The following is a 21,138-nucleotide window of genomic DNA, read 5'->3' as shown; positions in this document are numbered from 1 at the left end:
AGGACCGCCATGTTGATCGAGCACCGCGGGCAGCGCCCCGTCGTCCCCGAGTCCGCGTACGTCGCCCCGACGGCCGTGCTGTGCGGGGCCGTCGTCCTCGGTGAGCGCAGCCGGGTGCTGCACGGGGCCGTGCTCACGGCCGAGGACGGGCAGGTGCGGGTGGGCTCGGACGTCGTCGTCATGGAGAACGCGCTGGTTCGGGGGCGGGCCCGGCACCCCGCCGTGCTGGGGGACGCCGTCCTCGTGGGGCCGCACGCGCACGTCAACGGGGGGACGCTGGAGGACGAGGTCTTCGTCGCCACCGGCGCCTGCGTCTTTCCCGGAGCCGTCGCGGGAGCCGGCTCCGAGCTGCGCATCCACAGCGTGCTGCACGTCAACTCCGTGCTGCCGCCCGGGACGGTCCTGCCCATCGGCTGGATCGCGGCGGGGGCTCCCCGGGCGCGGCTGTTCGCGCCCGGGGAGCACGACGAGCTGTGGCAGGTCCAGGAGGCGCTGGATTTCCCCGGGACCGTGTACGGCCTTCCGCGCTGCACCGCGATGCGTGAGGTCATGGCCCGCCAGGCGGCCTTCTACGGGGCCCATCGCGACGACGTCCCACTCGACGGCCCGTCATGAGCCACCGCCGTCCGGTCTGCCCCACACCCGGCGTTTGGGCAGCGGCTCGGCGTAGCTGCCGGCCCGGCTGGTGGTCAGCCCCAGCGCCACCAGCGACTCGGCCAGTCTGACCGCCGCACCGACCCCGTCGACGACCGGCAGGCCCAGCTTCTCGCCGACCGCGCGCTGCAGGCCGGTCATGCCGGCGCAGCCCAGCACCAGCACCTCCGCCCCGGCCGCGCAGGCCCGCTCGGCGGCGGCGAGGAACGCCGTCTCGGTCCGTTCGTCGTCGGCGAGGTCGAGGACGTTCAGGCCGGTGCCGACGACCGCGGCGCAGTTCCGGGCGACGCCTGCCGTCTCCAGGCTGTCCTCGATCTGGCCGCGGGACCGCTCCAGCGTGGTGACGACGCCGTAGCGGCGGCCCAGCAGGCAGGCCAGGTGGGCCGCCGCCTCGGTGATGTCGACGACCGGGACGCCGACGAGCTCCCGTACGCCCTCGCGCCCGTGCTCGCCGAACCCGGCCATGACCACGGCGTCGTACGGCGGTCCGTCGTAGGTCCGCAGTGTGTCCAGGACGGCCGCCGCGGAGAGGTAGCTGTCGAGCCAGCCCTCCGCGGACGCGGGTCCCCAGGCGGGGGTCAGTCCGGTCACGGTGGTGCCCGGGCCTGCGGCGGCCCGGGCACCTCGCACGATCTCCTCGGTCATCTCCTGCGTGGTGTTGCAGTTGGTGACGACGATCCGCACGTCTCTCAGACCTCCGCGGTGGCGCGCTCGGGGCGGCACAGCGCCGCGTACAGTCCGGCCGCGATGGCCGTGCCGATGAACCAGGAGTAGGGCGCCACGTCGCCGAAGGTCTTCACCAGGGCGAGCACCGCCGCGACACCGGCCGCCGGCAGGAACGCCCACAGGGCCTTGGGGTTGACGCCCTTGCGGTAGTGGTAGCGGGAGCCGGGCGTGGCGTCGAAGAGTTCGTCGACGTTCACGCGGCCGCGCTTGACCCAGTAGTAGTCGACCATGATCACGCCGAACAGCGGGCCCAGGAAGGCGCCGAGGCCGCCGAGGAAGTAGTTGACGACGGTCGGGTTGGAGAAGAGGTTCCAGGGGGTGACCAGCAGGGCAGCGACGGTGCTGATCATGCCGCCGACCTTGAAGGTGATCTTCTGCGGCCAGACGTTGGCCAGGTCGTAGGCCGGGGAGACGAAGTTGGCGACGATGTTGACGCCCATGGTGGCGATGGCGAAGGTCAGGGCGCCCACCACCAGCACCCAGGTGTTGCCGATCTCGGCGACCAGGTAGGCGGGGTCGGTGATCTCCTTGCCGAAGACCTCGAAGGCGCCCGCGGTGACGATGACCGAGACGATGACGAAGGCCGTGGAGTTGACCGGCAGGCCCCAGAAGTTGCCGCGCCTGACGGACTTGTAGTCGGGCGCGAAGCGGGAGAAGTCGCAGAAGTTGAGCATCAGCGTGCCGTAGGTGGCGAGGACCAGGCCGATCGCGCCGAACCACTGACGCCACTGCTCGCCGACCGACACCGGGTGCGGGGTGGAGGTGAGGGAGATCGTCCAGCCGGCCTTGGCCAGGATCCACACGGCCAGCGCGATCATCACGAGCCAGATCGCCGGGCCGCAGAAGTCCTGGAACTTGCGGACCGACTCCATGCCCCGGCTGATGATCGCCGCCTGCACCAGCCACAGGGCGACGAAGGAGACCCAGCCGAGCGCGTCCAGGCCCAGGAAGGAGCTGTGCGTCCAGGACTCCAGACCCGGCCAGGCCGCCAGCAGCATGACGTTGACGGCGACGGAGGCGAGATAGGTCTGGATGCCGTACCACATGATGGCGATCACGGCCCTGATCAGTGCCGGGATGTTGGCGCCCCAGACGCCGAAGGCGATCCGGCTGACCACCGGGAAGGGCACGCCGTGGCGCTGGCCGATCTTCCCCATCCAGTTCATGCCGATGTAGATGATCACGAACCCGACGAGCAGGGACGTGAAGATCTGCCAGACGTTCATGCCGAGGAAGAGCAGTCCGGCGGCGAACGTGTAGTTGCCGAGGTTGTGGACGTCGGACATCCACATGGCGAAGAGGTCGAAGACCTTCCAGTTGCGCTTCTCGGCGGGGGCGAGGTCTTCGTTGGTGAGCCGGGGATCGGGGACGAACGCGGGGGTGCCGGTGGCTGCGGCACGGTCGGCGAGGGACACGGGGCCTCCAGGGCAAGGGGACGACGGAGGACTGCGCTGTGAGGGGCTGCACGGCGTTTGGTATACCAAACTGCCGCCATGGTCTCGTCGTCAACCGTTCTGACGGATATCGCTCCTGTTAACGCTCCGTAAAAGACCCCTCGCGTCGGCGAGGATGGGCGGCATGACGAAGATCGAACCCCTGGGAGCGGTGCGCGAACGCGTCACGTCCGAGCTGCGGCAGCAGATCATCGCGGGCAGCCTGCTTCCCGGCGACCGCCTGGTCGAACGCGAACTGGCGGAACGCTTCGGCGTCTCACGCGTGCCGGTGCGAGAGGCCATCCGGTCCCTGGTCGCCGAGGGCTTCGTCCACTTCGAGACGCCCCGCCGCTCGGTGGTGCGCCGCCTCACACCGACCGACGTCAAGGAACTGTTCGAACTGCGCGAGGCCCTGGAGGTCTACGCCGCCGGACTCGCCGCGTCCCGCGCGACCCCCGAGGCGCTGGCCGAGGTCCGGGATCTCCTCGACCGCGCGGCCGCCGCCACCGAGGCCGCGGACGCCGAGGCGATCACGGACGTCAACAGCCGTCTGCACGACCGCATCATGGCGATGGCCGGCAACAGCCTGCTCACCGAGGCCCTGGAGCCGGTCGCCGGCCGGCTGCGCTGGATGACCCGCCGCAACGAGGAGTGGCCCCAGTTGCTAGTGGAGCACCGCGAGCTGTACGAGGCCATCGCCTCGGGCGACCCGGACCGGGCCCGCGCGCACGCGCTGACGCACGTGCGGACCAACTACCGCTCCACCGTGCGCCACCTGTTCGGCGAGGAGGCGCCCTAGACCTCGTCGGCCGCGTCGAGTCCCGCCGCACGGGCCGCCGTGCGCAGCACGTCGCGCAGCATCACGGGGGTGAGCCGCCCGGTGAAGGTGTTGCGCTGGCTGACGTGGAAGCAGCCGAAGAGTTCCAGGTCGTCGTCCAGCCGGTACCGGGCCCCGTGGGCGAAGGCGGGCCGGGGCCGGGGCACGGGCCGGCCCGCCTCGGCGAACGCGGGCAGCGCGGCCTGCCAGCCGAAGCGGCCGAGGACCACGACGGACCGCAGCGTCGGGCGCAGCAGCCGGAGTTCCTGCACGAGCCAGGGCCGGCAGGTGTCCCGTTCGCCGGGCGTGGGCTTGTTCGCCGGCGGGGCGCAGTGCACGGGCGAGGTGACGCGTACGCCGTACAGCTCCAGCCCGTCGCCCACGTGCGAGGAGGTGGGCTGCGAGGCGAGCCCCACGTCGTGGAGCGCCTTGTAGAGGACGTCCCCGGAGCGGTCGCCGGTGAACATCCGGCCGGTGCGGTTGCCGCCGTGGGCCGCGGGGGCCAGGCCCACGATCAACAGCCGTGCGTCCGCCGGCCCGAACCCGGGCACCGGCCGGCCCCAGTACGTCCAGTCCGCGAAGGCGGCCCGCTTGCTGCGGGCCACTTCCTCGCGCCAGGAGACCAGCCGCGGGCAGGCCCGGCAGTCGGCGATGCGCCGGTCGAGGAGGGAGAGACTGCTGGCGTCCATCACTCCACGGTAGGCGCGGGTGAAGCGGGTGGTGCGCACGGGGTCCGGGGCGGCTGGGCGCGACGGACCCACAGGAGCGCTCCGGCCAGCAGGAGCGCCCCGGTCAGCAGCCAGGGCAACGGCCCCGGCCGGAGGGCCCCGACGACGAGGCCGATGAGCGCACCCGTGAGCTGCTGGGCGAGGGACTGCACGGACAGGGCGGTGGCCCGGCCCGTACTGGGGACGCGCCGGTGCAGCAGGTCGTTCTCGTTCGGGGACGCCGCGCCCAGGCCGAGGTAGACCAGACCGAAGCCGGCGACCGCGAGGGCCGTCGTCACGGGGTGCGCGCCGGACGCGGTGACGCCGAGCAGCAGCAAGCCGGCCGCCCCGGTCGCGAGACAGCCCAGCACGGCCCGCTCGCCGCCGCCCGAGAGCCGGGCGGCGAGCGGCGCGAGATGGCTGCCGACCCCGAGGCAGACGAAACCCGCGCAGGCCAGTACCGCGTAGGCCATCGCCCCCGAACCGGTCCCACCGGTCAGTTCGACGGTACGGCCCGGGACGAGCAGTTCCACGGTGGCCAGTGCGCTGCCGACGGTCGCGGCGGTGAGCACCACCCGGCGCACCAGCGCGTCCCGCCCGCCCAGCCGCACCCCGCTCAGCACGGTGGCCGGGACGCCGCGCAGCACCGCACGCAGCGTGGCCGGTGGCCGCGGCGGCTCCAGCAGGGCGGTCAGCACGTAGCCGACGAACACGATCCGCAGCGCGGCGCCGAGCAGCAGCGGAACGGACAGCGGCAGCACCGCTCCGCCGGTGGCCTCGCTCAACCGGGCTCCGGGATCGGGACCCAGGCTCAGCAGCCAGGGCAGGGCACCGCCGACCAGCAGGCCCGCCGCGAGCGCCGCCGAGGTCGCGGAACCGCCCCGGGCCAGCCCCGTACGCAGGTCGGCGTCCGGGCCGGCACACCCCTGCACGGTGTCGACGTACCAGGCCTCCGCCGTCCCGCTGGCCAGGGCACGGGCCGTGCCCATGAGTACCATGCCCGTGGCGAGGACGCCCAGGGTGGTACCGAGGCCGACGAGAGCGAAGGCGACCACGTTGAGCGCGCCGGCCAGGGCCAGGACCGGCCGCCTGCCGAGGACGTCGGACAGCCCGCCCGTGGGCAGTTCCAGCGCGGCCACGGTCAGCGAATGGGCGGCGAACAGCCCCGCGACGGCGGCGAGGGACATGCCCCGCTCGCCGATCAGGAGCACCATCGAGGCCAGACTCAGCCCCGGCGGGAACCAGAAGAGCGCGCAGACGACGACATACCGACGCCGAGCGGCCCGCACGCCGGCCGCCTCGCTGGGCTTGGTCGGCCCGGCCGCCTTGGTGGGCATGCTGGGCTTGGGGGGATCAGGGGGATCGGTGGGCTCGGGCGGCCGGGTCTCAGGAGCCTCGGATGTCTCGGTCAGCCGGTCGCTCACGAGTCGGCCTCGCGGGACGCGTCCTGCCCTGCGGCCGTGTCGTCTTCGCTCCGCTGCGGTGGGGCGAGCGGCAGCCCGGCGGTGAGGAGCACGACGTGCCGGGCGCGCGGGTCGTCCGCGTCCCGGGCGGTCAGTTCCTCCAGTTTCCCGGCGATGGTCTCCCACAGCTCCGTGAGCGACTCGGCCGTCAGCCGGGGCATGAGATCGCTGATCCCGGACGGTTCCACCCACTCCTGACCGAACCGACCCGCCACCATGTCCGCCTCGTGCTGGGCGAGGGACGCCTCCAGGTGCTCGATCTGCCGCCGCCGCGCCAGCCCGACGAAGGCGCGGCCCGCCGCGGAGGACTCCATCGACTCGTTGCTCCAGGAGGTCACGGTGTGCAGCGCCCGCCACCGCCGCTCCCGCCCGTCCCGGTGCTCGGCCTCACCGATGAACGCGTACTTCGCCAGCACCCGCAGGTGGTAACTGGTCGACGCCGACGACTCCCCCGTCCGCGCGGCGAGTTCGCTGGCCGTCGCAGGTCCGTCCTGCCGCAGCAGCCCGAGCAGGCGGATCCGCAAGGGATGAGTGAGGGCCTTGAGGGCGGCGGTGTCCCGCTCGGGGTCGAGTACACGCCGTTGCTCGTCGCTGTCCATGCCGGGAGCGTAGGGCGCGAGAGCCATTTCGCATAAGAGTTTTTGCAAAATAAGTTTGGGGTATTCGGACGGGTGCCCCTCCCGTGCAGAAATCCCCGCACGATCGGCCGGCCGAGAGGACTAAGGTCGGACCCATGGCTTCACGAGGTGCGGAGTACGGCAGGTCGGACGGAACCGGAGGCACGGCGCCCCAGGACCGGACGTCCACGGAGACGACCTCCGAGGACACGGCGCCGGAGGAAGCAGCGGCCACCGAGCCCACTCCCGCGCCCGCGCCCGCGCCCACAGCGAAGGCCAAAACCGAATCCAAGTCCGAAGCGGCAGGCCGGGTCTCCGGGCCCGGTGAGGCGAAGGCCCTGGACCCGAAGGTCGCCGCCGCCGTCGCCGCCGCCGAGGCTGCCGGTCCGCAGAGCGGCCAGACCGTCCGCGTCGACAGCTGGATCTGGTCCGTGCGCCTGGTGAAGACCCGTTCCCTGGGCGCCAGTGCGTGCCGCGGCGGTCACGTGCGGGTCAACGGCGAACGTGTGAAGCCCGCCCATGCCGTGCGCGTCGGCGACGAGGTCCGCCTGCGGCACGAGGGCCGGGAGCGGGTCGTCGTCGTCACCCGGCTGATCCGCAAGCGGGTCGGCGCCCCCGTGGCCGTGCAGTGCTACATCGACAACTCGCCCCCGCCGCCACCCCGCGAGGCCGTCGCCCCCGCCGGCATCCGTGACCGCGGGGCGGGCCGCCCGACCAAGCGGGACCGCCGCGAGATGGAACGCCTGCGCGGCATGCCCGGCCCGGGCCCCGCCGCCGGCTTCCGCCCCGGACCGGGCAGCGGGTCGGGCAAGCCGAGGCCCTGATCCGGACCGGGCAGATCGAGGCCCTGATCCGGTTCGCCCCGTCCGGGCCAGCCCGGGGGACCGCCCCGTCCGGGCCGGCCCGGGGGACGTCACGCACCCCGCCGCAGCAGCCGTACCAGGTCGGCGTTGTGTCCCCGCCGGGCCCAGGCTATGAGGGCGAGCGGCACGAGCAGGATGAGGGGCGTCGCCGCGTACTCCCCGTCGAAGACGGCTGTCTGCACGACGAACGCGCCCACCATCAACGCGCCCAGCGCCATCGCCGCCACCGACTGCAGCACCGGGATCAACAGGGCGACCGCCCCGGCCAGTTCGAGCGCGCCGATCGTGTACATCCCCGCGCTGCCCCAGCCGAGTTCGTCGAAGGACTCGGCGGCCGAGGCGTGCCCGATCAGCTTGGGCAGGGCACTCGCGATCGCGTAGAAGAGCGCGAGCAGCACCTGCAGTCCCCGCAGGGCGATACGGGCACGCCGCCCGCGCGGAGTCGCGGACTCGGCGATGACGACGCCGGCCCGGGTGGCGGCGGTGGAGGGAGCGGCGGTGGAGGGAGCGGTGGTCTCGGACATGGAGGTCTCCTCGGAAAGCGGTCCGTAGGGTGCGTGCGCCCGCGTGTACGTGTGGTCCCGTGCGGTGCGCGCGTCGTCGCGCACGTGCGGCTCGCGCCGTGTGCGCGTACGCGCGGTGCGTACTGGTACGCGCGTACGTGCGGTGCGTGCCGGTGTCGCAGAGGTAGACCGCCCGCCGCTCCGGAACTCATCGCGGCCCGGCGGCGGATCCGCTCCGCTCTACGCCACCGCCCTCACCCAGGTCCGGTCGTCCGTCAGATACCGGTCCACCCGCAGGCCCGCCTCCCCCAGCGCCTCCTCGAACTGCCCCCTGCTCAGCGGCCGGGCCCGGAACGTCTGGGTCCAGACGGCGTCGGGGAACGCGTACTCGGCGCGGACCGAGTTGACGCCGTCGCCGACCGGCTCCGAGGACACGATCCGTACGGTGAAGCCGCCCGGGTCCACCCGCTCGCGCGGCACGTTCGCGTGGTAGTCCTCGCCCTCCCGCTGGATCAGCACGCAGCCGCCCTCGGCGACATGGCGCGCGCACGTGCGCAGCAGGCCCCGCCGCACCTCGGCGTCTCCGGCGTGCACCAGGAACGACGCGAGCAGCACCACGTCGAACGTCTCGCTCAGGTCCAGCTCCTCGATGGGGCTGCATATCGTCCGCGCTCCGCGCACCCGCTCCAGCATCTCGGGCGACTCGTCCACCGCCGTGACCGTGAACCCCCGCTCCAGCAGCGCGTGCGTGATGCGCCCGACCCCGCTGCCCAGCTCCAGGATGCGCGCGCCCGCGGGCACCGCGGCGGCGACGATGTCCGGCTCGTCCCCGACGGGCAACCGCGCGTACAGCTCCACCGCGCAGCCGTCCGGGGTGATGGCCCCAGGCCCTGTCCCCTCGTACCCCTCACGCATTTTCAGCTCCATGCCCGTCCAACGGCCGCTGTCCGCACGCCCGTTCCCGTGCCCGGCACCTTCACCCGACCGGGTGACGCCACCCGGGGACGGGCCACCGGGCCGCTACAGCGGGAACCAGCCGTGTCCCAGGTTCCAGTGGCCGCCGGCCCGCAGATGGTCCCCGACCGCCCGCTCCACCGACGTACGCCCCGGCAGGCTCTCCACCGGCAGGTTCGGGTCGCCGAAGACGAAACGGACCGGGTCGGTGTCGGCCCGGTCGGGTTCCGCACCGGGCTCCCGAGCGGACCGGAAACGCTCCTGGAAACGGACGATGTTGGAGTCCGGGTCCAGGTAGCGCTTCAGCTGCGGGTCCAGCAGCCAGGAATGGCAGACCGCCACCCGGTACCGCTCCTGAGGGAAGTGCCGGGCGAAGAAGGCGCGCGCCAGACCGAGGGAGCGGTCGCAGGCCTCGGGTGACAGCGGTCCGTAGAAGCCGGGGATGTGCAGGTTGAGGCAGGGCTCCCCGGGCGTCACGTCGGTCCCGGAGGCCGCCACCGCCCGCCCCGTCCGCTGTCCGAGCCGCACCCGCTCGAACTGCAGTCGCCCGAGCTGGTACAGCTCGCCGCGGAAGTGAAGCGTGAGCCACTGCGGGACCAGCACCCCTCCCGTGCCGTGCTGCCGCCGATGGAACGCCATGTTCCGCCCGAAGTCGGCAAGGGTGTGACGGCCGATGTCGTCGGGGACGCCCCGCTCGCGGTGAAAGGCGCGGGTGTGCGGCAGTGCCGCGACGAACACGTACGCCGCGAAGTACCGGCCCATCGCAGCCGGGGCCTCGGCGAGGCGGTCACCGAGCGGCATCCCGGCGCCGACCTCCCCGATGTCCCGCACCAGCTCCTCGACGCACTCGTCCAGGAGCCGCAGGGCTCCGGCGTCCGCGGTGAGCGTCCGCCGCAGCGCGACCAGCTCGTTGATGTCCTCGTGCGGCACCGCGAGGTCGAGCAGAATCCCGGGCAACGCGTCGGCGTCCGGCAGCATGCGCGGCTCCCCCTGTCAGCCCTTGGTGAACCCTGGCCTCGAAGAGTACGTTGCCCTCAGGAGTGGTGATCGAACGATGCGGACGGGCAGTGAACCGAGGACGGCGCGCAGCGCGCTGCGGGCCCGCTTCTGGCTGAGCCTGTGGGGGCTGGTCTGGGCGGTCGTCGGGACGGTCGCCTTCACCCTGGCGGGGCGGACCGGCTGGGCCATCGCCTGCGGGGTGCTGCTGCTGGTCGTCACGACCGACCTGACCATCGTCCTCCGGCACATCCGGCAGGGTCCGCACTACCAGCCGGGGCCCGACATCCCGCCCTACCGGCCGGTGGACGACCGGCCCGCTCGCCACCGGGCGCCCGGCCACCCGCCGGCGGAAGACCGGCAGGCGGGGGACCCGCCACCGGACGAGCGCCCCTGAAGGGCGCCGGCCTCACGAGTCGAAGCGCGCCGCCTTGAGGAACTCCGGGTTCGGATCCAGCGCGGCCGCCAGCCGGAAGTGGCGTTTGGCCTGGTCGGGGCGGCCCTGCCGTTCGAAGGTGCGGGCGAGCGCGAAGTGCGCGAAGGCGTTGTCCGGCTCGCGCTCCAGGACGATCGAGAATTCGAGCTCCGCCGGTCGCAGCTGCGCCGCCGCGAAGAAGGCACGCGCGCGCAGCAGCCGCGCGGCGGTGTTCTCCGGGTGGGCGGCGATGACCTCGTCGAGCAGCTTCACCGCGCCCCGCGGGTCCCGCGCCGCGAGCAGTTGCTCGGCGGCACGGAAGTCGATGACGTGCGTCTCCGGGGTACGTCCGGTCGAACCGCTGGTCTCGGGCACGGCAGAGTCCTTCCCTCACTCCCCCGGTTCAACGCCCTCTCGGGGGGCCGCTATTCCTGAGGAGACCGCTGGGACGCCTGCGACCTGCGCACGAGCTCGGCCCACACGTCCTTCACGCGGCGCTCCAGCTCCTCCAGCGGCACGTCGTTGTCGATCACGATGTCCGCGATCGCGCGGCGCTGCTCCCGGGAGGCCTGGGCGGCCATCCGCGCGCGGGCATCCGCCTCGGTCATGCCCCGTCGCCGCACGAGCCGGTCGAGCTGGGTCTCGGGACCGGCGTCGACGACGATCACCAGGTCGTACAGGGGTGCCAGGCCGTTCTCCGTGAGGAGCGGGACGTCGTGGACGACGACCGCGTCCGCCGCTGCGGCCTCCTCCAGTTCGCGGGAGCGGGCGCCGACCAGCGGATGCACGATCGCGTTGAGCGTGGCGAGCTTCGCCGGGTCGGCGAAGACGATGGAGCCGAGCCGGGGCCGGTCCAGGCTGCCGTCCTCGGCGAGGATCTCCTCGCCGAAGGCCTCCACGACCGCGGCGAGGCCGGGCGTTCCCGGCGCGACGACCTCCCGGGCGATGCGGTCCGCGTCGATCAGCACGGCCCCGCACGCGACGAGCAGCCGTGACACCTCACTCTTGCCGGCACCGATGCCACCGGTCAGGCCCACCTTCAGCATGGCCGCAGCCTAGACGCTCCGCCCGGGGCGCCGAGGAGAGGGTGCGGCCGCGACGTGCCTCGTGCGGGGTCCGTACCGCCGACGTGCCGGGGGCGGGGCCGCGAGAGCTGCTCGCGCAGTGCCCCGCGCCCCTTGAGGGGGCGCGCCGGCCCCGGGTCAGCCGTCGCCTTCTCGTTCCGCGAGGAACTTCTCGAACTCACGGCCGATCTCGTCCGCCGACGGAATGTCCACCGGCTCGGCGAGCATGTTGCCGCGGGTCTCGGCGCCGGCCACGGCGTCGTACTGGTGCTCCAGGCCTTCGACGAGGGCGGTGAGGTCCTCGTCGCCCTCGCGGATCTGCCGGTCGATCTCCGTCTGGGTCCGGTGGGCGTCCGAGCGCAGGGCGTGGGCGATGCCGGGCAGGACCAGTCCGGTCGCCGCCGTGATGGCCTCCAGGACCGTCAGGGCCGCGTCGGGGTAGGGCGAGCGGGCGATGTAGTGCGGGACGTGCGCGGCCACACCCAGGACGTCATGGCCGGCCTGGAGCAGCCGGTACTCCACGAGGGACTCGGCGCTGCCGGGCACCTGCGCCTCGTCGAACGGGCTGCGGTGGCCCGGGACGAGGTCGGTGCGGTTGCCGTGCGGGGTGAGGCCGACCGGCCGGGTGTGCGGGACGCCCATCGGAATGCCGTGGAAGTTCACGGAGAGGCGGACGCCGAGCCGCTCCACGATCTGCCGTACGGCTGCCGCGAAGCGCTCCCACTCCACGTCCGGCTCGGGGCCGGAGAGCAGCAGGAAGGGAGCGCCGGTGGCGTCCTGGACGAGCCGCACCTCGATGGCGGGCTCCTCGTAGTCGCTCCAGCGGTCGCGCTTGAACGTCAGCAGCGGACGGCGGGCGCGGTAGTCGACCAGCCGGTCGTGGTCGAAGCGGGCGACGACCTGGTGGGGCAGCGAGTCGAGCAGCCGGTCGACGACCTGGTCGCCCGTCTCGCCCGCGTCGATGTATCCGTCGAAGTGGTAGAGCATGACAAGTCCGGCCGACTCCTGGGCGAGCGCCATGTCGACGACGGCCAGCCCCTTCGGCTCCCATGCGTACAAATCCTGCGGATCAAGCACAGTGACCGCTCCTCCTCGTGTCCGTACTCGACAACGCCCTTGCGGCCGTGGCCATTCCCGCAGGAGGAGAGATTCGATCTTGGGAGGCCGTTCGACGTCCTCCCCGAGGGGTCCGGACAACGCCAAGGGGCCGCACCTCGAAAGGTACGGCCCCTCGGTCAGGAGCTACTGCTCAGTGAGCGTTCAGCTCTGGCCGCCGGCCAGCTTCTCGCGGAGCGCGGCGAGCGCCTCGTCCGAGGCCAGCGCGCCGGAGTTGTCCGGGCCCTCGGAGGAGTACGAACCGCCACCGGACGCGGCCGGAGCGGCGGCCTCGCCACCCTCGGCAGCGGCCTTCTCGTCCGCCTCGCGGGACTTGATGACCTGCGCCTGGTGCTGCTCGAAGCGCTGCTGCGCCTCGGCGTACTGGCGCTCCCACTCCTCGCGCTGCTTCTCGTAGCCCTCGAGCCAGTCGTTGGTCTCGGGGTCGAAGCCCTCGGGGTAGATGTAGTTGCCCTGGTCGTCGTAGGACGCGGCCATGCCGTACAGGGTCGGGTCGAACTCGACCGCCGACGGGTCGGCACCGAAGGACTCGTTGGCCTGCTTCAGCGAGAGGCTGATGCGACGGCGCTCGAGGTCGATGTCGATGACCTTGACGAAGATCTCGTCGTTGACCTGGACGACCTGCTCCGGGATCTCCACGTGGCGCTCGGCCAGCTCGGAGATGTGGACCAGACCCTCGATGCCCTCGTCCACGCGGACGAACGCACCGAACGGAACCAGCTTCGTGACCTTGCCGGGCACGACCTGGCCGATCTGGTGGGTGCGGGCGAACTGCTGCCACGGGTCTTCCTGGGTCGCCTTCAGCGACAGGGAGACGCGCTCGCGGTCCATGTCCACATCGAGGACCTCGACGGTGACTTCCTGACCGACCTCGACGACCTCGGACGGGTGGTCGATGTGCTTCCAGGACAGCTCGGAGACGTGGACCAGACCGTCGACGCCACCCAGGTCCACGAAGGCACCGAAGTTGACGATCGAGGAGACGACGCCGGAACGGACCTGACCCTTCTGGAGGGTCGTGAGGAACGTCTGGCGGACCTCGGACTGGGTCTGCTCCAGCCAGGCACGGCGGGACAGGACCACGTTGTTGCGGTTCTTGTCCAGCTCGATGATCTTGGCCTCGAGCTCCTTGCCCACGTAGGGCTGGAGGTCGCGGACGCGGCGCATCTCGACCAGGGAGGCCGGGAGGAAGCCACGGAGGCCGATGTCGAGGATGAGACCACCCTTGACGACCTCGATGACGGTACCGGTGACGATCCCGTCCTCTTCCTTGATCTTCTCGATGGTGCCCCAGGCACGCTCGTACTGGGCGCGCTTCTTCGAGAGGATCAGGCGGCCTTCCTTGTCCTCCTTCTGGAGGACGAGGGCCTCGATCTCGTCACCGACGGCGACGACCTCGTTCGGGTCGACGTCGTGCTTGATCGAGAGCTCGCGGCTCGGGATCACACCTTCGGTCTTGTAACCGATGTCGAGCAGGACCTCGTCCCGGTCGACCTTCACGATGACGCCGTCGACGATGTCGCCGTCGTTGAAGTACTTGATCGTCTCGTCGATCGCGGCGAGGAAGGCTTCCTCGTTACCGATGTCGTTGACCGCTACCTGCGGGGTGGTGGCGGTGGTCTCGGTGCTGCTCGTCATGTGGGAAAGGGCTCCGGTACGGACATTGAAGTCGTAGGTACTGCTACGCCGGGAGCCCGTTTCGCTCTGCAGAAGCCGGACAGCCAAGGAAGCGCCACACAACAACGGTGGCGCCTCGACAACCGAGGGGACATACATACAGATGCGAGCGCAGCCTGCTACGTCTGAGGTGCGCAGGCCCGCAGCGCAACTTGTAGCATACGGGGGCAGCCGGGCGGGGTCAATGCGCGAAGCCGCCCACGCGGGGCGGAACACCGCATTCCCGGCACAAGTCGTGTCGTTCGAGGCCACGCGGGCCCTGCGACGACCCCTTCGTGACCTCCGGGACCGGCTGGACGGAAGAGTACGACGAGGGAGCCGATCATCCAAGAGCCCGAAGCGTCCGAACCCGAGGCCACGCGGCGTACCGCCGATGTCACGGAGAGCTCCCGCGCCAACCGTGGCTGGTGGGACCGCAACGCGGACGAGTACCAGACCGAGCACGGCACGTTCCTCGGCGACGACCGCTTCGTGTGGGGTCCCGAGGGTCTGGACGAGGTGGAGGCGGAGCTGCTCGGCCCGCCGGAGGAGCTGAAGGGCCGGGACGTGCTGGAGATCGGCGCCGGCGCCGCCCAGTGCTCGCGCTGGCTGGCCGCCCAGGGGGCGCGTCCGGTGGCCCTGGACATCTCGCACCGGCAGCTGCAGCACGCGCTGCGGATCGGCGGATCGTTCCCCCTGGTGTGCGCCGACGCCGGTGCGCTGCCCTTCGCGGACGGTTCGTTCGACCTGGCCTGCTCCGCGTACGGGGCGCTGCCCTTCGTGGCCGATCCGTGCCTGGTGCTGCGCGAGGTGCGCCGGGTGCTGCGGCCCGGGGGTCGGCTCGTCTTCTCGGTGACGCACCCGATCCGCTGGGCGTTCCCGGACGAGCCGGGCCCCGAGGGGCTGACGGTGTCGGGCTCGTACTTCGACCGCACGCCCTACGTCGAGCAGGACGAGGAGGGGCGCGCGGTCTACGTGGAGCACCACCGCACGCTGGGCGACCGCGTCCGCGACGTCGTCGCGTCGGGCTTCCGGCTGGTCGACCTGGTGGAGCCGGAGTGGCCGGCCTGGAACACGTCCGAGTGGGGTGGCTGGTCGCCGCTGCGCGGGAACCTGATCCCCGGCACGGCCATCTTCGTGTGCGAGCGAAGCTAGTGGTCCCCACGACCGAAGGGGTCCCCCACGACCGAGGGCCGGGGAGGGACTGAGGCACCCGCGCGTGCGGGGCCCCTCCGCCGCCGTACGACACTGAGAACCGTGATCCGTTACGACGCCCTGGACGCCCTGCCCGTACGCGGTGCCCTGCCCGCCCTGGACGACGCCCTGGAGGGGCACGGCACCGCCGTGCTCGTGGCGCCGCCGGGCACGGGGAAGACGACCCTGGTGCCGTTGGCGCTGGCAGGCCTGCTCGGGGAGGGGCCGGAGCGGCGGGTGGTGGTCGCCGAGCCGCGGCGGATCGCGGCCCGGGCGGCGGCGCGGCGGATGGCCTGGCTGCTGGGTGAGCGGGTCGGCGGGAGCGTCGGCTACACCGTGCGCGGGGAGCGGGTCGTCGGGCGGCACGCGCGCGTGGAGGTCGTGACGACCGGTGTGCTGCTCCAGCGGCTGCAGCGCGACCAGGAGCTGGCGGGCGTGGACGTGGTGGTGCTCGACGAGTGCCACGAACGGCATCTGGACGCGGACACCGCGGCGGCGTTCCTGTGGGACGTGCGCGGGACCCTGCGGCCGGAGCTGCGGCTGGTGGCGGCGTCGGCGACGACCGACGCCCAGGGCTGGGCGGAGCTGCTGGGCGGCGCGCCGGTGGTCGAGGCGCACGGGGCGGCCCACCCGGTCGACGTGGTGTGGGCGCCGCCGGCGCGCCCGGTGCGGCCGCCGCACGGCATGCGGGTCGATCCGGCGCTGCTGGCGCACGTGGCGTCGGTGGTGCGGCGGGCGCTGGCCGAGCGGGAGGGCGACGTGCTGTGCTTCCTGCCGGGCGTCGGGGAGATCGCCCGGGTGGCCGGGCAGCTCGGGGAATCGGGCGAGGTGGACGTGGTGCAGGTGCACGGGCGGGCCCCGGCTGCCGTGCAGGACGCCGTGCTGGTCCCCGGGGAGCGGCGGCGGGTGGTGCTGTCGACGTCGCTCGCCGAGTCGTCCCTGACGGTGCCGGGGGTGCGCGTCGTCGTGGACTCGGGACTGGCCCGCGAGCCGCGGGTCGACCACGCGCGCGGACTGAGCGCGCTGACGACGGTGCGGGCGTCCCGGGCGGCCGGACGGCAGCGGGCGGGGCGGGCCGGGCGCGAGGCGCCGGGGGTGGTGTACCGGTGCTGGGCGGAGGCCGAGGACGCGCGTCTGCCGCGTTTCCCCGCTCCGGAGATCAAGGTGGCCGACCTGACGGCGTTCGCGTTGCAGGTGGCGTGCTGGGGTGATCCGGACGCGTCCGGGCTGGCACTGCTGGACGCACCGCCCTCCGGGGGCATGGCGGCGGCCCGGGAGGTGCTGGAGGCCGTGGGGGCGGTGGACTCCGCCGGTCGGGCCACCGAGCGCGGTGCCGCGCTGGCCCGGCTGGGACTGCATCCGCGGCTGGGGCGGGCCCTGCTGGACTCCGTGCCGTTCGTGGGGGCCGAGCGGGCCGCCGAGGTCGTCGCGCTGTTGAGCGAGGAGACGCCCCGGGAGTACGGGGACGACCTGGCGGGTGCGTTGCGGCGGGCCCGGCGTGGGGGTGACGCCTACGCCTCGCGGTGGCGGAGTGAGGTACGGCGGCTGCAGGGCGTCGCCTCGGGGGTCGCCCTTCCTCCGGCCGGCGCCTTGTCGCGAGAGGCCGGCGCCGGGATTCCGGCGGACTCCCGGGAGGAGCGGCAGGTCGGTGTCGTCGCCGCCCTCGCCTTCCCCGAGCGGGTCGCCAGGAGCGACGGCGGGTCGTATCTGATGGTCTCCGGGACCCGTGCCGAGGTCGGTGACGGGAGCGCGCTGCGGGGCGTTCCGTGGATCGCCGTGGCCGTCGCCGACCGGCCCGTCGGGAAGGGGCACGCACGCGTGCGGCTCGGGGCGGCGGTCGACGAGGACGTGGCGCGGCTCGCGGCCGGGACGCTGCTGGAGGAGCGGGAGGAGGTCGGATGGGACGGCGGGGACGTCGTGGCGCGGCGGGTGGAGCGGCTGGGGGCCGTGGAGCTGACCGTGCGGGCGCTGCGGGACGCCGACCCGGGGCTGGTGCGCGGGGCGCTGCTGGAGGGGCTGCGGCAGGAGGGGTTCGGGCTGCTGCGGTGGTCGCCGGAGGCCGGGGTGCTGCGGCAGCGGCTCGCGTTTCTGCGGCTGCATCTCGGTGAGCCCTGGCCGGACGTCGGTGACGATTCCCTCCACGCGCGCGTGGAGGAGTGGCTGGAGCCGGAGCTGAGCCGGGCCCGCAGGCGGGCGGATCTGGCGCGGATCGATGCCGGCGAGGCGCTCGCCCGGCTGCTGCCGTGGGCGTCCGGCGAGGCCGGCCGGCTCGACGAGCTGGCGCCGGAGCGGATGACCGTGCCGAGCGGGTCGCGGATCCGGATCGACTACTCGCGCCCCGAGCAGCCGGTGCTCGCGGTGAAGCTGCAGGAGATGTTCGGCCTCCAGGAGTCGCCCCGGATCGCCGGGGTGCCGCTGCTGGTCCACCTGCTGTCCCCGGCCGGGCGGCCGGCCGCCGTCACCGCCGATCTCGCCTCCTTCTGGCGGGACGGCTACCAGGGCGTGCGGGCGGAGCTGCGCGGGCGGTACCCGAAGCACCCGTGGCCGCAGGACCCGGCCGGGGCCGAGCCGACCCGGCACACCAACGCGCGGCTCAGGCGGTGACGGGCGACGGGTCGTCTGCCTTCGTGGCGGTGGGTCCCGGCCGGCGGCGGCCCCGGGCCTCCACGTACAGCGCGAGGGCCAGCAGGAGGACGGCGAGCGCCAGGAAGCCCCACGGCAGCCAGGACGTGAGCAGCAGCAGGAGCAGGCGCTGCGACGTCACCAGGTCGACGGTGTGCGCGGTGTAGTCCTCGCGCATCTTCACGTGGCCCGCGAACGCGGTGACCTTGTCGCGGTCGCCGAGGAGGGTGCCGCCGCGCAGTTCCTCCCGGTGGATCTCCTCGCCGTAGACGGGGGCGCCGGTGAGGGGTTCGACCCAGAACTTGCGGACCGTGGTGTACCAGCGGGTCGTGCCGGTCTTGGCGACCGCCTCGGCGGTGAGGCCCTCGACGGGCAGGGTCTTGGGGATCGGGACCTCGGTCCAGGGGATGGTCTGCTCGAAGTAGTAGACCTCCAGGCCCCGGAAGTCCCGGGTGCCCTTGTAGTGGATGGGGGCGGTGACGCGGGCCTGGGCGTCGAAGTAGGCGTAGTCCCTCTTCTCGGTGAGGAACGGCCATTTGAACTCGATGCCCTCGCGGCGCACCGGGTCCCCGTCGACCATCTCGCCGGTGGCGTGCACGGGCTCCTGGGTGTGCGCGTCGAAGATGTAGCGCTCGGGAATCTTCGAGACCATCCTGCCGTCGGGGCCGACGACGTAGGACAGGCCGTCCCAGACGACCACGTCCCGGCCCGCCGACTCCTCGATCCGCTCGGAGGCCTCCACGTTGCCCTTGAGGGTCTGCACGACGGTGACCTTGGGGACCTGCTTCGCCCGCATGGTGGCGTAGTCGAGGAGGGTGGCGTCGCGCGCCTCCAGGACCATGTCCTGGTAGTGGTCGGCGGGGATCTTGGCCAGGCGCGGGAAGGCGTACCAGCGCAGCAGCGGGGACAGGGCCGCGAAGAACACGGCGAGGGCGAGCAGGACCAGGCCGGCCTTGCGGCGCATCTCGGCCTCCCTCCCGGGCGGGCGGTCAGGGGTGTGCGGGCACGGTCGTCAGCAGGGGCTTCGGGGACGTGCCGCCGGAGGGCTGGCCGAGGGCGGTCACCGTCAGCACCAGGGCGAACGCGGCGGCGAGACCGATGGCGGCGGCGATGAGGGCACGCATACGGGGCCTCCCCACGGACGGAGCTGATGCACCGTCAGGTTTCTCGGCACCGTAGCAACGCCCGGCGGAGATGAGAACACGTTGCACACACAACGACGACCGTCCGCACGCACACTCGCACGCACGCAAACACGAAGAACGGCGCCCCTCCTGAGAGAGGGGCGCCGTCCGTCGTACCCGGGAGCTACGCGCTCGGGTCGGCCGAGGGGCTCGGCGAGGACGTCGCGGCGGCCGTCACGGTCAGTTCGACGGTGAGGGTCGCACCGCCCGCGGTGGTGACGCGCAGCAGGAAGGTGCCGGCCGTGTCGTCCGCGTACAGCTTCGGCAGCGTCAGCAGGCCGTTCGCGTCGGTCTTCAGGCCCGCCAGGGTGCGCACGGGCTTGCCGGCGGCGTCCTTGAAGTAGGGGCCCTTGTCGTTGGCGGCGGTATCGGCGGCCGATTTGACGAGGGTGGCCGTGGCCGCGACCCCGTCGGCGACGGCGCCCTGGTACGTCGCCTTCACCTGGACCGCGTCGGCGAACTCGCCGCCCGCCACGCAGGTCAGCGCCGCGTCACCGGTGCGGGCGAGCTTGTCGGCGGCGCGTTCGGTGACGGTGGCCGTGTAGTCGAGGCCGGGGACCGTCCGGCCCACGACGGTGGCCCGGATCGTGACGGCGCCGGTCTTCTCCCCGGCCTGCAACGCGGGCGCGACGGCCACGCCGGAGCTGTTGGTGGCGACCGTGGCCACGCTCTCGCCACCGGTGAAGGTCGTGTCCGTGTCACCGAGGATGGTGAACCGGACGCGGACCTTGGCGACGGCCTTGCCGGCCTTCGTCTCGGCGCGGGTGCTGATGCGCTGGGTGAAGGCGTCGCCGGCCATGGCGGTGAGCTTCGCCGCTCCCGCGTTCTCCAGGTGGTCCACCGTGTCGGTGGGCGTGGGGGACGTCGAGGGCGGTGGGGTCGGCGAGCCGGGTGGGGTGGTGGGCGGCTTGGGGCTCGGGGTGCCGCCGCCGGGCTTCTCCGGCTTGGGGCTGGGCTTCGGCTTGCCGGCGCCCTGGCCGGGCGTGCTCGGCGCGGCCGGACTGGACGGTGTGGACCGGTCGCTGCCCGCGCCGGAGCCGCCGTCGCTGCGGTTGCCCGGCAGCGTGCCCGTGCCGTCGGGGACCTCGTGCGTGCCCTTGCGGTAGAAGTCCAGCCACCTCATGACGAGGTTGAGGTACTCGCGCGAGTTGTTGTAGCTGAGGATCGCCCTGTCGAGGTCGTCCTGGACGGACAGGTCCCAGTTGTTGCGGCAGAGGTAGTGGCCGGCGGCGAGCGCGGCGTCGTAGATGTTGTTGGGGTCCTTCTTGCCGTCCGCGTTGCCGTCGCGGCCCGCCCACGCCCAGGTCGACGGGATGAACTGCATGGGGCCGACGGCCTGGTCGTACGCGCTGTTGCCGTCGTACGCGCCGTTGTCGGTGTCCTTGATGAGGGCGAAGCCGTTGCCGTCGAGCTGCGGGCCGAGGATCTTCCCGATCGTGGTGCCCTCGGCGTCGACCCGGCCGCCGCGGGCCTGCCCCGACTCCACCCGGCCGATGGCCGCGAGGAGTTGCCAGGGCAGGTTGCAGCCGGGCTTGGACGCGCGCAGCGAGGCCTCGGCCTTCTTGTACGCGTCGAGGACGGTGGCGGGGATGCCCGACTCGGTCTCGCCCTGGCCGCTCGGGGACGGCCCGGTGGACGGGGAGGGGTTGGGGCTCTTCAGCGGCGGCAGGTCCGTGTAGTACGGCGAGTTGCCGGTGGCGCTGCCGTCGGAGGCGCTCACGTCGGGCGACGGGGTGGCGTCGGCGGCGGTCTGTCTACCGTGGTCGTTCACGCCCGGGGCCTGGGAGGCGGACAAGGCCGCGACCGCCACCGCGGCCACGGCGGTCGTCGCCGCCCCTTTGCGCAGCCTCCTGCCGAATTGCGCCGCCATAGAGTGAACCCCTCCCGTGGACGCCCGAGCGCCCGTCTCTGTCTGTTGCGCTCCGTGTGGTGCGTTCGCGTACTGCTGTTGCGTTCGCTCTGTTGTGACGATCGACCGGCCCGGGTGGTTGCCCTCCGGAAGGCATCTCTCCGGCACCGGATCGGTGACCCTGGCGACCCTACGACAACTTGCTTTCCTCAGACACCCGTTCGTGCCCGGTTTTCACCGGTTGGCCACGCGGAGGGCGTCCGGCATTGCAGCGCGTGCCGTCGCCCATACTGGGGCCCTGTGAT

At 72.8% G+C, this 21,138-nt stretch carries 21 protein-coding genes; 6 read left to right on the top strand and 15 right to left on the bottom strand.

Annotated elements, in window-relative coordinates; translation table 11 throughout:
- Positions 1 to 9: 9 nt before the first annotated feature.
- Positions 10 to 615, top strand: coding sequence for a gamma carbonic anhydrase family protein (locus ACIGAQ_RS14870; protein WP_399782710.1), 606 nt, complete (start codon positions 10 to 12; stop codon positions 613 to 615).
- Here the strand turns inward: ACIGAQ_RS14870 and ACIGAQ_RS14865 are convergent.
- Positions 610 to 1,338, bottom strand: a complete 729-nt coding sequence (locus ACIGAQ_RS14865) for an aspartate/glutamate racemase family protein (protein WP_362280693.1) — start codon at positions 1,336 to 1,338, stop codon at positions 610 to 612. The two genes, ACIGAQ_RS14870 and ACIGAQ_RS14865, sit on opposite strands and share 6 nt — an antisense overlap.
- A 5-nt stretch (positions 1,339 to 1,343) precedes the next feature.
- Positions 1,344 to 2,795, bottom strand: coding sequence for an NCS1 family nucleobase:cation symporter-1 (locus ACIGAQ_RS14860; RefSeq protein ID WP_362280690.1), 1,452 nt, complete (start codon positions 2,793 to 2,795; stop codon positions 1,344 to 1,346).
- A 163-nt stretch (positions 2,796 to 2,958) separates the two neighbouring features.
- Between ACIGAQ_RS14860 and ACIGAQ_RS14855 the strand changes: the two genes are divergently transcribed.
- Positions 2,959 to 3,612: a GntR family transcriptional regulator gene (locus ACIGAQ_RS14855; RefSeq protein WP_311683513.1), complete on the top strand. Its 654-nt coding sequence runs from the start codon at positions 2,959 to 2,961 to the stop codon at positions 3,610 to 3,612.
- On the opposite strand, the gene ACIGAQ_RS14850 is transcribed toward ACIGAQ_RS14855, so the two are convergent.
- The 3 genes from ACIGAQ_RS14850 to ACIGAQ_RS14840 form a co-directional block, all read right to left on the bottom strand.
- Positions 3,609 to 4,319 carry a uracil-DNA glycosylase gene (locus tag ACIGAQ_RS14850; protein WP_311683511.1) on the bottom strand — a complete coding sequence of 237 codons (711 nt, stop codon included), beginning with the start codon at positions 4,317 to 4,319 and terminating at the stop codon, positions 3,609 to 3,611. The two genes, ACIGAQ_RS14855 and ACIGAQ_RS14850, sit on opposite strands and share 4 nt — an antisense overlap.
- The gene (locus tag ACIGAQ_RS14845) at positions 4,319 to 5,674 is read right to left on the bottom strand and encodes an MFS transporter (RefSeq protein WP_399782705.1); all 1,356 of its coding nucleotides are present in this window, start codon (positions 5,672 to 5,674) and stop codon (positions 4,319 to 4,321) included. Before ACIGAQ_RS14845 ends, ACIGAQ_RS14850 begins: the two co-directional genes overlap by 1 nt.
- 83 nt (positions 5,675 to 5,757) lie before the next feature.
- Positions 5,758 to 6,399, bottom strand: coding sequence for an ArsR/SmtB family transcription factor (locus ACIGAQ_RS14840; protein ID WP_399782702.1), 642 nt, complete (start codon positions 6,397 to 6,399; stop codon positions 5,758 to 5,760).
- A 356-nt stretch (positions 6,400 to 6,755) separates the two neighbouring features.
- Here ACIGAQ_RS14840 and ACIGAQ_RS14835 point away from each other — a divergent pair, with 356 nt between their 5' ends.
- On the top strand, positions 6,756 to 7,241 hold the full coding sequence (locus tag ACIGAQ_RS14835; RefSeq protein ID WP_399783193.1) for an RNA-binding S4 domain-containing protein: 486 nt from the start codon (positions 6,756 to 6,758) through the stop codon (positions 7,239 to 7,241).
- A gap of 89 nt (positions 7,242 to 7,330) precedes the next feature.
- Here the strand turns inward: ACIGAQ_RS14835 and ACIGAQ_RS14830 are convergent, their stop codons facing one another.
- The 3 genes from ACIGAQ_RS14830 to ACIGAQ_RS14820 form a co-directional block, all read right to left on the bottom strand.
- A complete protein-coding gene (locus tag ACIGAQ_RS14830) occupies positions 7,331 to 7,804 on the bottom strand; it encodes a DoxX family protein (RefSeq protein WP_399782699.1) in 474 nt (157 codons plus the stop codon).
- 219 nt (positions 7,805 to 8,023) lie between these two features.
- Positions 8,024 to 8,698 carry a class I SAM-dependent methyltransferase gene (locus tag ACIGAQ_RS14825; protein WP_399782696.1) on the bottom strand — a complete coding sequence of 225 codons (675 nt, stop codon included), beginning with the start codon at positions 8,696 to 8,698 and terminating at the stop codon, positions 8,024 to 8,026.
- A gap of 105 nt (positions 8,699 to 8,803) precedes the next feature.
- Positions 8,804 to 9,715 (bottom strand): acyltransferase domain-containing protein, encoded by a 912-nt coding sequence (locus tag ACIGAQ_RS14820; RefSeq protein ID WP_399782693.1) that lies wholly within the window; start codon positions 9,713 to 9,715, stop codon positions 8,804 to 8,806.
- A 76-nt stretch (positions 9,716 to 9,791) separates the two neighbouring features.
- On the opposite strand from ACIGAQ_RS14820, the gene ACIGAQ_RS14815 reads away from it, so the two are divergent.
- Positions 9,792 to 10,130, top strand: a complete 339-nt coding sequence (locus tag ACIGAQ_RS14815; protein ID WP_399782690.1) for a DUF6343 family protein — start codon at positions 9,792 to 9,794, stop codon at positions 10,128 to 10,130.
- 12 nt (positions 10,131 to 10,142) lie between these two features.
- On the opposite strand, the gene ACIGAQ_RS14810 is transcribed toward ACIGAQ_RS14815, so the two are convergent.
- The 4 genes from ACIGAQ_RS14810 to rpsA all read right to left on the bottom strand — a co-directional run bounded on the left by ACIGAQ_RS14810 (position 10,143) and on the right by rpsA (position 13,966).
- Positions 10,143 to 10,523: a tetratricopeptide repeat protein gene (locus ACIGAQ_RS14810; RefSeq protein WP_311683496.1), complete on the bottom strand. Its 381-nt coding sequence runs from the start codon at positions 10,521 to 10,523 to the stop codon at positions 10,143 to 10,145.
- Between the two features lie 50 nt (positions 10,524 to 10,573).
- On the bottom strand, positions 10,574 to 11,194 hold the full coding sequence (coaE, locus tag ACIGAQ_RS14805) for a dephospho-CoA kinase (RefSeq protein WP_311683494.1): 621 nt from the start codon (positions 11,192 to 11,194) through the stop codon (positions 10,574 to 10,576).
- 156 nt (positions 11,195 to 11,350) lie between these two features.
- On the bottom strand, positions 11,351 to 12,289 hold the full coding sequence (locus tag ACIGAQ_RS14800) for a PAC2 family protein (RefSeq protein ID WP_399782686.1): 939 nt from the start codon (positions 12,287 to 12,289) through the stop codon (positions 11,351 to 11,353).
- Positions 12,290 to 12,472: 183 nt separating this feature from the next.
- Positions 12,473 to 13,966 carry a 30S ribosomal protein S1 gene (gene rpsA / locus ACIGAQ_RS14795; RefSeq protein WP_114251453.1) on the bottom strand — a complete coding sequence of 498 codons (1,494 nt, stop codon included), beginning with the start codon at positions 13,964 to 13,966 and terminating at the stop codon, positions 12,473 to 12,475.
- A 363-nt stretch (positions 13,967 to 14,329) separates the two neighbouring features.
- On the opposite strand from rpsA, the gene ACIGAQ_RS14790 reads away from it, so the two are divergent.
- Together ACIGAQ_RS14790 and hrpB are read left to right on the top strand one after the other, a co-directional pair.
- The gene (locus ACIGAQ_RS14790) at positions 14,330 to 15,139 is read left to right on the top strand and encodes a class I SAM-dependent methyltransferase (RefSeq protein ID WP_399783190.1); all 810 of its coding nucleotides are present in this window, start codon (positions 14,330 to 14,332) and stop codon (positions 15,137 to 15,139) included.
- 102 nt (positions 15,140 to 15,241) lie between these two features.
- Positions 15,242 to 17,782 carry an ATP-dependent helicase HrpB gene (hrpB, locus tag ACIGAQ_RS14785; protein ID WP_399782683.1) on the top strand — a complete coding sequence of 847 codons (2,541 nt, stop codon included), beginning with the start codon at positions 15,242 to 15,244 and terminating at the stop codon, positions 17,780 to 17,782.
- Here the strand turns inward: hrpB and ACIGAQ_RS14780 are convergent.
- The 3 genes from ACIGAQ_RS14780 to ACIGAQ_RS14770 form a co-directional block, all read right to left on the bottom strand.
- Complete coding sequence (locus ACIGAQ_RS14780; protein WP_399782680.1) at positions 17,772 to 18,764, bottom strand: DUF3068 domain-containing protein; 993 nt, start codon at positions 18,762 to 18,764, stop codon at positions 17,772 to 17,774. The genes hrpB and ACIGAQ_RS14780 overlap by 11 nt on opposite strands.
- A gap of 25 nt (positions 18,765 to 18,789) precedes the next feature.
- The gene (locus ACIGAQ_RS14775; protein ID WP_362280659.1) at positions 18,790 to 18,924 is read right to left on the bottom strand and encodes an SPW_0924 family protein; all 135 of its coding nucleotides are present in this window, start codon (positions 18,922 to 18,924) and stop codon (positions 18,790 to 18,792) included.
- Positions 18,925 to 19,108: 184 nt separating this feature from the next.
- The gene (locus tag ACIGAQ_RS14770) at positions 19,109 to 20,854 is read right to left on the bottom strand and encodes a lytic transglycosylase domain-containing protein (protein ID WP_399782676.1); all 1,746 of its coding nucleotides are present in this window, start codon (positions 20,852 to 20,854) and stop codon (positions 19,109 to 19,111) included.
- Between the last annotated feature and the right edge of the window lie 284 nt (positions 20,855 to 21,138).

This window comes from Streptomyces sp. NPDC085932, assembly GCF_044540525.1.
GTDB classification, from domain to species: Bacteria; Actinomycetota; Actinomycetes; order Streptomycetales; family Streptomycetaceae; genus Streptomyces; species Streptomyces levis.
Note: the sequence above shows the minus strand (reverse complement) of the source record. Positions and strands in the feature narration are given on the sequence as shown.

What these genes read in the sequence shown, in the direction of transcription:
- ACIGAQ_RS14870 (WP_399782710.1), top strand. Translation starts at nt 10, where the DNA reads ATGTTGATCGAGCACCGCGGGCAGCGCCCCGTCGTCCCCGAGTCCGCG.
- ACIGAQ_RS14855 (WP_311683513.1), top strand. Translation starts at nt 2,959, where the DNA reads ATGACGAAGATCGAACCCCTGGGAGCGGTGCGCGAACGCGTCACGTCC.
- ACIGAQ_RS14850 (WP_311683511.1), bottom strand. Translation starts at nt 4,319, where the DNA reads ATGGACGCCAGCAGTCTCTCCCTCCTCGACCGGCGCATCGCCGACTGC.
- ACIGAQ_RS14845 (WP_399782705.1), bottom strand. Translation starts at nt 5,674, where the DNA reads ATGCCCACCAAGGCGGCCGGGCCGACCAAGCCCAGCGAGGCGGCCGGC.
- ACIGAQ_RS14840 (WP_399782702.1), bottom strand. Translation starts at nt 6,399, where the DNA reads ATGGACAGCGACGAGCAACGGCGTGTACTCGACCCCGAGCGGGACACC.
- ACIGAQ_RS14830 (WP_399782699.1), bottom strand. Translation starts at nt 7,804, where the DNA reads ATGTCCGAGACCACCGCTCCCTCCACCGCCGCTCCCTCCACCGCCGCC.
- ACIGAQ_RS14825 (WP_399782696.1), bottom strand. Translation starts at nt 8,698, where the DNA reads ATGCGTGAGGGGTACGAGGGGACAGGGCCTGGGGCCATCACCCCGGAC.
- ACIGAQ_RS14820 (WP_399782693.1), bottom strand. Translation starts at nt 9,715, where the DNA reads ATGCTGCCGGACGCCGACGCGTTGCCCGGGATTCTGCTCGACCTCGCG.
- ACIGAQ_RS14815 (WP_399782690.1), top strand. Translation starts at nt 9,792, where the DNA reads ATGCGGACGGGCAGTGAACCGAGGACGGCGCGCAGCGCGCTGCGGGCC.
- coaE (WP_311683494.1), bottom strand. Translation starts at nt 11,194, where the DNA reads ATGCTGAAGGTGGGCCTGACCGGTGGCATCGGTGCCGGCAAGAGTGAG.
- rpsA (WP_114251453.1), bottom strand. Translation starts at nt 13,966, where the DNA reads ATGACGAGCAGCACCGAGACCACCGCCACCACCCCGCAGGTAGCGGTC.
- ACIGAQ_RS14780 (WP_399782680.1), bottom strand. Translation starts at nt 18,764, where the DNA reads ATGCGCCGCAAGGCCGGCCTGGTCCTGCTCGCCCTCGCCGTGTTCTTC.
- ACIGAQ_RS14775 (WP_362280659.1), bottom strand. Translation starts at nt 18,924, where the DNA reads ATGCGTGCCCTCATCGCCGCCGCCATCGGTCTCGCCGCCGCGTTCGCC.
- ACIGAQ_RS14770 (WP_399782676.1), bottom strand. Translation starts at nt 20,854, where the DNA reads ATGGCGGCGCAATTCGGCAGGAGGCTGCGCAAAGGGGCGGCGACGACC.